Source organism: Bacillus atrophaeus (genome assembly GCF_039519175.1).
Classification (GTDB): domain Bacteria; phylum Bacillota; class Bacilli; order Bacillales; family Bacillaceae; genus Bacillus; species Bacillus atrophaeus.
This window is the reverse complement of sequence record NZ_CP154443.1, coordinates 4,163,106-4,176,908: the sequence shown is the minus strand read 5'-3', so window position 1 is coordinate 4,176,908 and position 13,803 is coordinate 4,163,106. Positions and strand designations below refer to the sequence as shown.

At 45.9% G+C, this 13,803-nt stretch carries 11 protein-coding genes and 1 other annotated feature; of the genes, 9 read left to right on the top strand and 2 right to left on the bottom strand.

The window, feature by feature from the left end; genetic code table 11:
* Positions 1-23: 23 nt before the first annotated feature.
* Positions 24-518, bottom strand: a complete 495-nt coding sequence (locus AAHT65_RS21105) for a hypothetical protein (protein ID WP_088117689.1) — start codon at positions 516-518, stop codon at positions 24-26.
* A 228-nt stretch (positions 519-746) separates the two neighbouring features.
* Here AAHT65_RS21105 and hemA point away from each other — a divergent pair, with 228 nt between their 5' ends.
* From hemA to ysxE, 8 genes are all read left to right on the top strand, one after another.
* The gene (hemA, locus tag AAHT65_RS21100) at positions 747-2,114 is read left to right on the top strand and encodes a glutamyl-tRNA reductase (protein WP_343310776.1); all 1,368 of its coding nucleotides are present in this window, start codon (positions 747-749) and stop codon (positions 2,112-2,114) included.
* Between the two features lie 7 nt (positions 2,115-2,121).
* Positions 2,122-2,952: a cytochrome c biogenesis protein gene (locus AAHT65_RS21095; protein WP_003325218.1), complete on the top strand. Its 831-nt coding sequence runs from the start codon at positions 2,122-2,124 to the stop codon at positions 2,950-2,952.
* A gap of 37 nt (positions 2,953-2,989) precedes the next feature.
* The gene (gene hemC / locus AAHT65_RS21090) at positions 2,990-3,931 is read left to right on the top strand and encodes a hydroxymethylbilane synthase (RefSeq protein ID WP_343310775.1); all 942 of its coding nucleotides are present in this window, start codon (positions 2,990-2,992) and stop codon (positions 3,929-3,931) included.
* Positions 3,921-4,712 carry a uroporphyrinogen-III synthase gene (locus AAHT65_RS21085; protein ID WP_343310774.1) on the top strand — a complete coding sequence of 264 codons (792 nt, stop codon included), beginning with the start codon at positions 3,921-3,923 and terminating at the stop codon, positions 4,710-4,712. Before hemC ends, AAHT65_RS21085 begins: the two co-directional genes overlap by 11 nt.
* A complete protein-coding gene (gene hemB, locus AAHT65_RS21080; RefSeq protein WP_003325221.1) occupies positions 4,709-5,683 on the top strand; it encodes a porphobilinogen synthase in 975 nt (324 codons plus the stop codon). Before AAHT65_RS21085 ends, hemB begins: the two co-directional genes overlap by 4 nt.
* A 28-nt stretch (positions 5,684-5,711) precedes the next feature.
* Complete coding sequence (gene hemL, locus AAHT65_RS21075; RefSeq protein WP_088117685.1) at positions 5,712-7,004, top strand: glutamate-1-semialdehyde 2,1-aminomutase; 1,293 nt, start codon at positions 5,712-5,714, stop codon at positions 7,002-7,004.
* A 131-nt stretch (positions 7,005-7,135) separates the two neighbouring features.
* Positions 7,136-9,430, top strand: coding sequence for a LysM peptidoglycan-binding domain-containing protein (locus AAHT65_RS21070; RefSeq protein ID WP_343310773.1), 2,295 nt, complete (start codon positions 7,136-7,138; stop codon positions 9,428-9,430).
* Between the two features lie 31 nt (positions 9,431-9,461).
* The gene (gene ysxE / locus AAHT65_RS21065; RefSeq protein ID WP_343310772.1) at positions 9,462-10,487 is read left to right on the top strand and encodes a spore coat protein YsxE; all 1,026 of its coding nucleotides are present in this window, start codon (positions 9,462-9,464) and stop codon (positions 10,485-10,487) included.
* 19 nt (positions 10,488-10,506) lie between these two features.
* Here ysxE and AAHT65_RS21060 read toward each other — a convergent pair whose 3' ends face one another.
* Entirely contained in the window at positions 10,507-10,698 is a 192-nt protein-coding gene (locus tag AAHT65_RS21060) for a hypothetical protein (protein ID WP_010789382.1), read from the bottom strand.
* 167 nt (positions 10,699-10,865) lie between these two features.
* Positions 10,866-11,085, top strand: a binding site (T-box leader).
* Positions 11,086-11,144: 59 nt separating this feature from the next.
* Here AAHT65_RS21060 and valS point away from each other — a divergent pair.
* Entirely contained in the window at positions 11,145-13,787 is a 2,643-nt protein-coding gene (valS, locus tag AAHT65_RS21055; RefSeq protein ID WP_315915539.1) for a valine--tRNA ligase, read from the top strand.
* Positions 13,788-13,803 lie beyond the last annotated feature (16 nt).

Here is a 13,803-nt window from a genome sequence, read left to right as displayed (position 1 = left end):
GACTTTCTCTGCCGGTTTTTTATTTATCGTATAGTTTTTTTTCTTTTTATCAATAATAACAATAAACTGATCGCAATAAACACAAACGGCCAGTACTCTTTAAAAAGCGCCGTCGGGATGTGCGCAGAATCAAGCCAAGCTGTAATCTGTTTAAAAAAGTACAGAAACAGGGAAAAACAAATCATCGAAACGGCTTCATATACATATTCTTTTTTTTGAATGGTTGACGCAAGCAGAGAGAAGCCGATAACGAATATGATCATTTCAAAATCGTCCGGCCACCAGTCTAATGACGGTTTCGCGAAAAAGTGCAAACCGATTCCGAAAAGAACCATGCCAATAAAGAAATGAGAGGCTGCCGCTTCTTTTTTACCTTGATAAATAAACGCGGCGCCTAATAGCATAAGAAGAACGGGCCATTGATCCTGGCCTGAAAATAATTCTAATTGACCGCTTTGAAGCCATGCGTATAATGACGAGGCCAGCAGCAGACAAGGAAATAAAATTGATTTTTTCATTGGATCACCTTCTTGTTTGTTGAGCGGATTTTTGGTAAATCTCTGCTGTTTTTGGTATTTTCAATAGGAACCTGCTTCCTTCGTGAAGCTTTTTATAATATAGCATAACATTTTTGAAATCTGTTCACATTTTCTAAAAGAAACTATGTTATAATCATTATAAATAATGAATTCTATGTTAGAATGATTATAAATAAAAGTTGGGTGTTGGGGGTGCAATAAAAGGCTATGCATATTCTTGTTGTGGGAGTAGATTATAAATCAGCCCCAATTGAAATACGTGAAAAAGTAAGTTTTCAGCCGGATGAGCTGGCAGAAGCGATGCTTCAATTAAAAGAAGAAAAGAGCATTCTAGAAAATATCATTGTGTCGACCTGCAACCGCACTGAAATTTATGCGGTCGTGGACCAGCTTCATACCGGCCGTTATTATATAAAAAGATTTTTAGCCGAGTGGTTTGGGCTAAGCAAAGAAGATCTATCGCCGTTTTTAACCTTTTATGAAAGCGATGCGGCTGTAGAGCATTTATTCCGGGTGGCCTGCGGACTTGATTCTATGATCATCGGCGAAACACAGATTCTCGGTCAAGTTCGTGCGAGTTTTAAGGCGGCCCAAGAAGAGAAAACGATTGGCACCGTTTTCAATGCGCTGTTTAAACAGGCTGTAACGGTGGGCAAACGGACTCATGCTGAAACAGACATCGGCTCAAACGCGGTTTCAGTCAGTTATGCTGCCGTTGAACTTGCAAAGAAAATCTTCGGCTCTCTTTCCGGGAAGCACATTTTAATTCTCGGTGCGGGAAAAATGGGCGAGCTGGCCGCTGAAAATCTTCACGGGCAGGGAATCGGCAAGGTGACTGTCATTAACCGAACATATATGAAAGCAAAAGAACTTGCAGACCGTTTTTCCGGAGAAGCGCAAAGCTTGAACCAGCTTGAAAGCGCGCTATCAAAAGCCGATATTTTAATCAGTTCTACTGGGGCGAATGATTTTGTCGTGTCAAAAGAAATGATGGAGCGGGCGAATAAACTTCGAAAAGGGCGTCCGTTATTTATGGTGGATATCGCTGTGCCGAGAGACCTTGATCCTGCTTTAAGCGATGTCGAGGGCGTTTTCCTTTATGACATTGACGACCTTGAAGGAATCGTCGAAGCCAACTTGAAGGAGCGCCGTGAAACAGCTGAAAAGGTTGAACTGTTTATTGAAGCGGAGATTGTTGAGTTTAAACAATGGCTGAATACACTCGGTGTGGTTCCGGTCATTTCGGCGTTGCGAGAAAAGGCGCTTTCCATTCAATCAGAGACAATGAACAGCATTGAACGAAAGCTGCCCCATTTGAGCACGAGAGAGAAGAAATTGCTGAATAAACATACAAAAAGCATTATTAATCAAATGCTCCGTGATCCGATTTTGAAAGCGAAAGAGCTTGCGGCTGAGGCTGATTCAGAGGAAAAGCTTGCTTTGTTCATGCAAATTTTTGATATTGAAGAAGCATCAGGGCGGCAAACGGAGAAAAGCGCGGATGGCCGTCAACCGGTCCATACGTTTAAACAGGCTGAATCAAAAGCGGGCTTTGCCCCACTTGTAAGTGAGTGAAGGCTCGATGATTGATACAGCAATGGCAAGACTTAATGAGGGCACCATTGTCATTTATGCACTTAGCGTACTCTTTTATTTTATAGACTTTCTTCAACACAACCGGAAGGCTGGGAAAATGGCCTTCTGGTTGCTTTCTATTGTCTGGACTCTTCAAACTGTCTATCTTACTTACTTTATGTGGGTGACAGGAAGGTTCCCCGTCTTAAATGTGACAGAAGCCCTTTATTTTTATGCGTGGGTGCTTGTCACCTTGTCTCTTGTGCTGACAAAGCTTTTGCGTGTGGACTTTATTGTGTTTTTTACTAACGTTATCGGGTTTTCTATGATAGCCATTCATACGTTTTCACCGACGGATCAGCATTCTGCGGCTTTTTCCGGACAGCTTGTCTCGGAGCTTTTGGTTATCCATATTACAATGGCGATCCTCTCATACGGGGCCTTTTCGCTTTCCTTTGTGTTTTCAGTGCTTTACCTATTTCAATACAATTTGTTGAAAAAGAAAAAGTGGGGAAAATGGCTGCTGAGGATTGAGGATTTATCAAAGCTCGATTATATGGCATATGTTCTGAATGTCATCGGGGTTCCGATGCTTTTGCTGAGCTTGATTCTCGGCGTAATTTGGGCGTATGTCTCGATTGAAACGCTGTATTGGTTTGACGCCAAGGTGATGGGCTCGTTTATCGTGCTGCTTTTATACAGCTACTACTTATATATCAGATTGATTAAAGAGCTTCAGGGAAAAGTAGCAGCGCTGTGGAATACTGCTTGTTTTCTCGTGCTGATGATTAATTACTTTCTGCTCGGAAGCCTGTCGCAATTCCATTGGTTCAGCTAAAATAACGGTTCCCAAACAGATTCGGGAGGAAAGATAAATGAGAACGATTAAGGTAGGTTCCAGACGGAGCAAACTCGCGATGACCCAAACAAAATGGGTGATTAAAAAACTGGAGGAAATAGATGCCTCCTATACATTTGAAATTAAAGAAATTGTGACGAAAGGTGATCGTATCCTTGATGTCACATTGTCAAAAGTGGGCGGCAAAGGGCTGTTTGTGAAAGAAATCGAGCAGGCGCTTTTGAACGAAGACATTGATATGGCGGTCCACAGCATGAAGGACATGCCGGCTTCACTGCCGGAAGGTCTTACTATCGGGTGTATCCCGAAACGGGAGGACCCGCGTGATGCGCTGATATCAAAACGTCATCAAAAACTTTCTGACATTAAGGAAGGCGGAGTGATCGGCACAAGCAGTCTGAGAAGAAGCGCTCAGCTGTTAGTCGAGCGTCCGGATCTTACAATTAAGTGGATTAGAGGCAACATAGATACGAGGCTTCATAAGCTGGAAACAGAAGATTACGATGCGATCATTTTAGCTGCCGCCGGTCTGTCCAGAATGGGCTGGAAGGATGATGTCGTCACGGAATTTCTCGAGCCGGAGCGCTGTCTCCCTGCTGTCGGCCAAGGAGCGCTTGCGATTGAGTGCAGAGAATCGGATGAGGGGCTGCTGCGGCTGTTCTCTCAATTTACCGACGAATATACAAAACGCACTGTATTAGCCGAAAGAGCCTTTCTGAATGCAATGGAAGGCGGCTGTCAGGTTCCGATCGCCGGTTATGCGACAATAAATGATCAAGATGAAGTTCAGTTAACAGGGCTTGTGGCTTCACCTGACGGAAAAACGATTTTCAAAGAGAAGGTGGCTGGAAACGATCCTGAAGAAATCGGCAAACGCTGTGCAGCGCTTATGTCGGATAAAGGAGCCAAAGCATTAATCGATCGTGTCAAACAGGAGCTTGATCAGGATGCGGAGTGATGATCTTCCTTTAGAAGGAAAGACCGTGCTTGTCACCCGCAACAAAGCGCAGGCGGCTTCGTTTCAACAGAAAGTGGAAGCGCTCGGCGGATCGGTTGTTTCAGCTTCGCTTATTACATTTCAGAAAGCTTTACCCAATGAAAATGCAAACAAGCTTCAAAAGGATCTTTCTGAACCGGGATGGCTTGTCTTTACCAGTGTAAATGGCGCTCAATTCTTTTTTTCCTACCTGAAGGAAAACGGACTGCCTCATCCGGCGCAGAAAAAGATTGCTGCTGTCGGCGAGAAGACGGCTAGGTACTTGCAAACCCGTCATGTAACGGTGGATGTAATGCCGGATACATATATTGCGGAGTGCTTGGCTGATACATTAAAGCAGCATGCATTAATAAGTGATCGGGTCACGGTCATAAAAGGCAATTTATCACGGGGTGTGATAAAAACAGAGCTGGAGCCTCTTGGCTTTCAGGTCAGAGAATGGGTGTTGTACAATACCATTCCCGATGAACAAGGCATAGCTGAGCTGAGACAAGCTGCTGGCCGTTCTTCATTTGATTATATTACATTTACAAGCTCATCCTCTGTGCATACATTTATGCACGCGCTGGGAAATGAAGAAAGAGTCTGGGAGAATGACAGGACGAATTATATCAGCATAGGCCCTTTAACACAGGAGGCACTGATGCAGTACGGCATTTCGTCTCATATCCCCGAGACATTCACGGTAGAAGGAATGCTGACATTGATGTGCAGCATGTCAAGAAAGGAAGGATTAAGATGAATCAAACGTTTAACAGACACCGCCGTTTGCGCGCAAACGCAAGTATGAGAGAATTAGTAAAGGAAACACGTTTGCACCCGTCGGATTTTATTTATCCGATTTTTGTCGTGGAAGGGCTTGAGGGAAAAAAAGCCGTCCCTTCAATGCCGGACGTTTATCATGTATCATTAGATATACTGAAGGACGAAATGGCTGAGCTTGTCAATCTCGGCATTAAGTCTGTCATCGTATTCGGAATCCCGGAAGAAAAAGACAGCTGCGGCACTCAGGCTTTCCATGATCACGGAATTGTGCAAAAAGCCATTGCCGAAATCAAAAAGCATTTTCCTGAGCTTGTCGTCATCGCTGATACTTGTTTATGTGAGTATACGGACCACGGGCATTGCGGCCTTGTCAAAGAGGGGGAAATTCTGAATGATGAATCGCTTGAGCTGTTAGCGCAAACCGCGGTAAGCCAAGCTAAAGCGGGTGCGGACATTATTGCGCCATCAAACATGATGGACGGCTTTGTCGCAGTTATCAGAGAAGCGCTCGATCAAGAAGGATTCGTCAATATTCCGATCATGTCTTATGCTGTAAAATATTCAAGTGAATTTTACGGCCCGTTCCGTGATGCGGCTGACAGCACACCGCAATTCGGCGACCGTAAAACGTATCAAATGGATCCTGCCAACCGTCTGGAAGCGCTTCGTGAAGCGGAATCAGACGTTGCCGAAGGCGCAGACTTTTTAATCGTCAAGCCGTCTATGTCTTATTTAGACATCATGCGTGACGTGAAAAATCAATATAACCTGCCGCTTGTGGCTTATAATGTAAGCGGGGAGTATTCGATGGTGAAGGCTGCGGCACAAAACGGCTGGATCAAAGAAAAAGAAATGGTGTTAGAAATTTTAACAAGCATGAAGCGTGCAGGCGCGGACCTTATTATGACGTACCATGCAAAAGACGCAGCCAAATGGCTTGCGGAGTAATTATTTCATTTGACGGGAGTTGAGGCAGATGAGAAGCTATGAAAAATCAAAAGCCGCTTTTAAGGAAGCTCTAAAACTAATGCCGGGCGGGGTGAACAGCCCTGTGCGCGCCTTTAAATCTGTGGACATGGACCCTATCTTTATGGAGCGTGGAAAAGGATCAAAAATTTTTGACATTGATGGAAACGAATATATTGATTATGTCCTGTCTTGGGGTCCTTTAATTCTTGGGCACACAAACGATCAGGTTGTGGAAAGCCTTAAAAAAGTGGCTGAATACGGGACGAGCTTCGGCGCTTCGACAGAGGTGGAAAATGAGCTTGCGAAGCTGGTCATAGACCGTGTGCCTTCATTGGAAATTGTTCGGATGGTCAGCTCGGGAACCGAAGCGACTATGAGTGCACTTCGTTTGGCAAGGGGTTATACGGGAAGAAATAAAATTCTCAAATTTGAAGGATGCTACCACGGGCACGGCGATTCTCTGCTTATTAAAGCGGGTTCCGGTGTAGCGACGCTCGGTCTGCCTGACAGCCCGGGGGTTCCGGAAGGCGTGGCAAAAAATACAATTACTGTGCCGTACAATGATATGGAAAGTGTTAAACTTGCTTTTCAAGAGTACGGTGAAGATATCGCCGGTGTCATCGTTGAACCGGTAGCCGGAAATATGGGGGTTGTTCCTCCGCGTGAAGGCTTCCTTCAAGGGTTGCGTGATATCACTGAACAGCACGGCTCGCTGTTGATCTTTGATGAAGTCATGACTGGATTTAGAGTGGACTACCAGTGTGCGCAAGGCTATTTTGGCGTGACGCCTGATTTGACATGTTTAGGCAAGGTCATCGGCGGCGGCCTTCCAGTCGGCGCATATGGCGGAAAAGCGGAAATCATGGAGCGGATTGCACCAAGCGGTCCGATTTATCAGGCCGGCACGTTATCAGGCAACCCGCTCGCTATGACCGCGGGGCTTGAAACGTTAAAGCAGCTCACTCCTGACTCCTATAAAGCATTTATCAAAAAAGGCGACAGACTGGAAGAAGGCATTTCAAAAGCGGCTGAAACTTACGGAATTCCGCATACGTTTAACCGCGCCGGTTCGATGATCGGTTTCTTCTTTACTAACGATCCTGTTGTTAACTATGAGGCAGCCAAATCATCTGATTTGAAGCTGTTCGCCAAGTATTATAAAGGAATGGCAAACGAAGGTGTGTTCCTCCCGCCATCACAGTTTGAGGGACTTTTCCTGTCGACTGCGCATTCCGATGAAGACATTGAAAAAACAATCCAGGCGGCTGAAAAAGTATTTGCTGATATCAGTCGGGCGTAAGCTATCAAAACCGGTATAAGGCCTTCCTTGTACCGGTTTTTTCTGTATTCCCCATTCATATTTCCCCCCCTTCAGACATACACCTTTAGTGACATCTAATTTTAAGGATTAGGTGAAAGGAGGATATGAACTTGCCGCAAAATCATCGTTTGCAATTTTCTGTAGAAGAATCAATCTGTTTCCAAAAAGGACAGGAAGTTTCTGAATTGCTTTCCATTTCATTAGATCCTGATATTAGGGTGCAGGAAGTAAATGATTACGTATCAATCAGAGGATCGCTAGAACTTACAGGTGAGTACAACATAGATCAAAGCAGAGATTTTGAAGAACTGATTACGGAAAAGCGGTTTGTAGAGGAAGTCAGGACCAGAGAGGACGGAACGGCAGAGCTGACCCATTGCTTCCCTGTTGACATCACCATTCCGAAAAATAAAGTAAGCCATTTGAATGATGTGTTTGTGTTTATTGATGCGTTTGATTATCAATTATCGGAGTCACGCCTTTTAACCATCCAAGCTGATTTAGCCATTGAGGGTCTGCTTGATGAAAATGAGATCAGGCAGCCTGAAGCTCCTCTGTATGCTGCGCCGGAATTTTTGCAGGACAAAGATGAGGATAACCATACATCTGAGTCGCTGTCACTAAATAATCGAGAGCCAGAAACTGATGAAAATCAAGCGGAAGACTCCGCCCCGCCGGCTCCCGAAGCTGTACTTCGTCAAGAGTCAGAAGAAGCAGAAGAGAATGCAGCGGAAGATTTGGCATCGCTCGCCCCAGAAGCGGGTCTGCACCTAGAATCGGAAGAAGCCGCTCCGCCGGTGCCGGAAGCAGAGCTGCGCCAAGAGGCCGAAGCAGAAAAGCAAGCAGGAGAAATCACTGCCGCGCCGCCAGAAGCAGCACTGCGTCAAGAGCCGGAAGAAACAGCGGAAATGAGTGCAGCAGAAGAGGTCGCGCCGATGCTAGAAGCAGAGCTGCGCCAAGAGGCCGAAGCAGAAAAGCAAGCAGGAGAAATCACTGCGGTGCCGCCAGAAACAGCACTGCGTAAAGAGCCGGAAGAAACAGCGAAAATGAGTGCAGCAGAAGAAGCCTCGCCGCCGGTGCCGGAAGCAGAGCTGCGCCAAGAGGCCGAAGCAGAAAAGCAGGCAGGAGAAATCACTGCCGCGCCGCCAGAAGCAGCACTGCGTAAAGAGCCGGAAGAAACAGCGAAAATGAGTGCAGCGGAAGAAGCCGCTCCGCCGGTGCCGGAAGCAGAGCTGCGCCAAGAGGCCGAAGCAGAAAAGCAAGCAGGAGAAATCACTGCCGCGCCGCCAGAAGCAGCACTGCGTCAAGAGCCGGAAGAAACAGCGGAAATGAGTGCAGCAGAAGAGGTCGCGCCGCCGTTGCCAGAAGCAGAGCTGCGCCAAGAGGCCGAAGCAGAAAAGCAGGCAGGAGAAATCACTGCCGCGCCGCCAGAAACAGCACTGCGTCAAGAGCCGGAAGAAACAGCGGAAATGAGTGTAGCAGAAGAGGCCTCGCCGTCAGTGCCGGAAGCAAAGCTGCGCCAAGAACCGGAGGAAAAAGCGGAAGAGAAGGCTGCGGAAGTTTACTCATCGCCGCTCCCTGAGACTGTACTGCGTCAAGAGGCGGAAGAAGAAGCAAGTGTAGCGAAAATTTCTGCCCCGCCGCTGCCTGAGGCTGCGCTGCGCCAAGAATCGAAAGAAGAAGCGGAAGCTGCTGCCCCGCCGGCTTCTGAGCCAGTGCTTCATCAAGAGGAAAAGAAGGAGTTTGAACCGCTTCTGCGCGTCGGTACGAAAAAACGTTCGGAGGAAAAGGCGGATTCGGAATGTGAACCTAGTCTGCATGCCGAGCAGGAACCATCTGATGAAGCGGGTGAGAATAGCTTTGCGGAAAATCAGTCATTGACTGAAGAGCCTGAGGCAGACCTGACACCTGCTTATCGCGCATTTTTACCTGAACATGAACCAGAGGAACACTCACTCTACTCAGCGCCTAAGCTATTAGAGGAGAAAGAGGAAGAACGAGAGGAAGCCGGTTTTGAAATCGAAGTGAGAAAAACATCATCAGCTGAAAAGGCCGATGAAGAGTTCCATCCTGAATTTTCCTTTCAGCTGTCCCATACGCCAGAATCGGGAAGTAAAGAACCGGCGGCTCATACAAAAAGAGCGCCAACAGCTGAAACGGAGGAACCGCAAGCTAGAGAAAATAATAATTCTCTCTATTTAACAAAACTTTTCACAAGAGAAGAAGAAGAGTTTTCAAGAATGAAAATATGCATTGTTCAGCAGCAGGATACGATTGACCGTGTGTGTGAACGGTATGATATCAGTTCACAGCAGCTGATCAGAATGAATGCTTTATCATTGGATGCAGAATTAGAAGAAGGGCAGATTCTCTATATACCGGAATACAACAACAGCCATGCATAAATCCGAGTGATTTGAAAATGTGGTGAATGGAATGGAAGATGTCCAAACGGTTCTTGCGGAATATGGGCTGACAGCGGAATTTATAGAACCTGTCAGTCCGCGTGTATGTAAAGTGTATACAAATTACGGCATTTTTGCGCTGAAACAGCTTGATGTGAAACGAAGCAGGCTTTTTACAGATCAAATGCTGACGCTGGAGGAAAAAGGTTTTCGTTCTTTTGTGCCTATATACAGAACGAATTCGGGTGAATTTTTTTCAGGCGGAATGACTCGGAATGCTTATTATTATCTGATGCCTTGGCTTCAATATGACCAAGCGGAAGAACGGGATCAAAAGCATGAATATCTGTTTAGAGAAACTGCGCGTCTTCATGAGAGGACTGTGCAGGAAATCAAAATCAGCAGCGAGGATATTAGACGCCATTATGAGAACACGAAGAAAAAGTGGGAGAAGGAAAAGCTAAGTTATGAGCAGTTTGTAGATCAGGCAGAAAAAGAATGGTACCTTTCACCGTTTGAACTGCAGGCTGTCACATGTTTTTCCGAAACGATCTCTGCTGTGAATTTTGCGATTGACCGGCTTGGAGACTGGTACGAAGCCATGAAGGAAAAGAGTGATTACAGAATTGTCATGAATCATGGGAGCCTCTCAATCCATCATTTTTTATATAACGATGCGGGATCAGGTTTTTTTACAAATTTCGAGAAAGCCTCTGTCGGTCCGCCTCAAAATGATTTGATCGGCTTTTATACGAGAACGTTCAGAAGCTATCCTAAATCTTGTCCGGAGTGTCTTGACTGGTTTTATACGTATCATAAAGCTTTTCCTCTATATGAATCGGAAAACAGCCTTTTTCTCAGTTATATGGCTTACCCCGCTGCTTTATATAAAGTGCTGAACCGCTACCAAACCAATCAAAGGCTTCATGAGAAAGAGGAATGCGCCCATTTGCTGAGGGCTTATTGGCAGATGAAAAATACGGAACCCTTTGTTATGAAGGTTCATCAGATTGAACAAGAGAAAAAATTTCAAACTGAAAACGGGTCTGCGTCTTAATGGCGCGGACCCGTTTTGATTACAGCCATTCCAAATGAAACGCACAGGCGAAAAATATTAATATCCCGAGCAGCAAAACATCAAATGTTGTCGGAAAGATGATAGTCCTGATAGCTTGAAAGACTGTTATCGGAATAATGACTTGCGCGGAGGCGTGACGTATCTGTCTGACCCACGGCGGCAACGAATAAGAGTTGATTCTTTTTCTCACAATGCATCCCCCTCTTCGTATATGCAAGCATCATATGTAACCTTGGGCGATGGGTGCATGCCCATTTTTGTATAGGCAGCCGGGTTTTTGGAAAAGATGATTGACGAATAGAAAACACTTTTACTATAATAAAGAGCATAAATGAAGTATATAACGAGCTGATATATACACCTGCTTGGAACGGGAAGAGTACAAAAAAGACGCATGCAGAGAGAGAAGCCGCTTGCTGAAAGGCTTCTTATGACAGTCTTATTGGAAGGTCGCCCGGGAGCAAAATTTCTTGAACTCGAGTAGAGAAATTCGGGGCGCACCCGTTATCCGTTTAAGTGCATGAACGTATTGTTCATGAAAAAAGGTGGTACCGCGAAAGAGCTTTTCGTCCTTTACAGGGATGAAGGGCTCTTTTTTAGTTGCTCAGCCATTTCTAAACATGCTGGAGGGTTACGATGGAAACGAATGAACAAACAATGCCGACGAAATATGATCCGGCGGCAGTTGAAAAGGACAGATATGACTTTTGGTTAAAGGGAAAATTCTTTGAAGCCAAAAACGATGAAACAAAAGAGCCTTACTCTGTGGTTATCCCGCCGCCAAACGTAACAGGCCGGCTTCACTTGGGCCATGCGTGGGATACGACGCTGCAGGACATTGTGACACGGATGAAACGGATGCAGGGCTATGACGTTCTGTGGCTTCCGGGGATGGATCATGCCGGGATCGCCACTCAGGCGAAGGTTGAGGCAAAACTGCGTGAAGAGGGCACAAGCCGCTATGATTTAGGCCGTGAGAAATTCCTTGAAGAAACGTGGAAGTGGAAAGAAGAGTACGCTGAATTCATCCGCAGCCAGTGGGCGAAAATGGGCCTTGGCCTTGATTATTCACGTGAGCGCTTTACGCTAGATGAAGGCTTAAATAAAGCCGTGCGAGAAGTATTTGTGAAACTTTATGAAAAAGGCTTGATCTACAGAGGGGAATACATCATCAACTGGGACCCTGCGACAAAGACTGCGCTATCTGATATTGAAGTCATTTACAAAGACGTTCAAGGCGCTTTCTATCATATGAGCTATCCGCTGTCTGACGGATCAGGAACAATTGAAATCGCCACAACCCGCCCTGAAACGATGCTTGGCGATACGGCAGTGGCGGTCCACCCTGAAGATGAACGCTACAAGCATCTTATCGGGAAAACGGTCATTCTGCCGATCACAAACCGCGAAATTCCGATCGTCGGAGATGATTATGTCGATATGGACTTTGGTTCAGGCGCCGTTAAAATCACGCCTGCGCATGATCCGAATGATTTCGAACTTGGCAACCGTCACAATTTAGAACGAATCCTTGTTATGAATGAAGACGGCACGATGAACGAAAACGCATTACAATATAACGGCATGGACCGTTTCGATTGCCGCAAAACGCTTGTTAAGGACTTGCAGGAGGCCGGCGTCCTCTTTAAAATCGAGGACCATATGCATTCTGTAGGACATAGTGAACGGAGCGGCGCAGTTGTCGAGCCATACCTATCAACCCAATGGTTTGTTCATATGCAGCCCCTTGCCGATGCAGCCATTAACTTGCAGGAAAAAGAAGAAAAAGTGAACTTTGTTCCTGACCGCTTTGAAAAAACGTATTTGCACTGGATGGAAAATATCCGCGATTGGTGCATATCCCGACAATTATGGTGGGGACACCGCATTCCAGCTTGGTATCATAAAGAAACCGGAGAAGTGTACGTCGGTCTGGAAGCGCCGGAAGACAGCGAAAATTGGGAGCAGGACAATGATGTGCTTGATACGTGGTTCAGCTCAGCGCTTTGGCCGTTCTCGACAATGGGCTGGCCTGATATCACTGCGGAAGACTTCAAACGATATTACCCGACGGACGTTCTTGTGACAGGGTACGATATCATTTTCTTCTGGGTGTCCCGTATGATCTTCCAAGGAATTGAATTTACTGGGGAGCGTCCGTTTAAAGATGTCTTAATTCACGGTTTAATCCGCGATGAACAAGGCAGAAAAATGAGTAAATCGCTTGGCAACGGTGTCGATCCGATGGATGTCATTGATCAATACGGCGCTGATTCACTGCGGTATTTCTTAGCGACCGGAAGTTCACCTGGCCAGGATCTTCGTTTCAGCTATGAAAAAGTGGAATCAACATGGAATTTCGCCAATAAAATTTGGAACGCCTCCCGTTTTGCTTTAATGAACATGGATGGCATGACTTACGATGAGCTTGATCTCTCTGGCGAAAAAACTGTGGCTGATAAATGGATATTAACGCGTTTGAATGAAACGATCGAGAGCGTGACTCAACTCGCTGATAAATATGAATTCGGTGAAGTCGGCCGCCATTTGTACAACTTCATATGGGATGACTTCTGCGATTGGTACATTGAAATGGCGAAGCTTCCGCTGTACGGTGAAGATGAAGCGGCTAAGAAGACAACCCGTTCCATCCTTGCTTATGTGCTGGATCAGACGATGCGTCTGCTTCACCCGTTTATGCCGTTTTTAACGGAGGAAATTTGGCAGCACCTTCCTCACGAAGGGGAATCCATTACAGTCAGCGCATGGCCTGTTTCAGTATCGGAGCATACCGACACAGAAGCGGCAGCGGATATGAAACTTCTCGTAGAGCTTATCCGTTCTGTGCGTAATATCAGAAGCGAAGTCAATACGCCGATGAGCAAGCAGGTCGAACTGTATATTAAAACAAGCACAGAAGAAATCGCAGCACGCCTTGAAGCGAATCGCTCATACGTTGAGCGTTTTACGAATCCGAGCATGCTGAAAATCGGCACTGATATCGAGTCTGCCGATAAAGCAATGACAGCTGTAGTGACCGGTGCAGAGGTCATTCTCCCGTTAGAAGGGCTGATTAACATAGATGAAGAAATCGCCCGTCTGCAAAAGGAATTCGATAAGCTGACAAAAGAAGTCGAACGTGTCCAAAAGAAACTTGGAAATGAAGGCTTTATCAAAAAAGCTCCTGCACACGTCATTGAAGAAGAACGTGAAAAAGAAAAAGATTATGTGACAAAACGCGATGCTGTTCAAGCAAGAATGGCTGAGCTGAAAGGCTGATAAAAGCCGGGGCGGT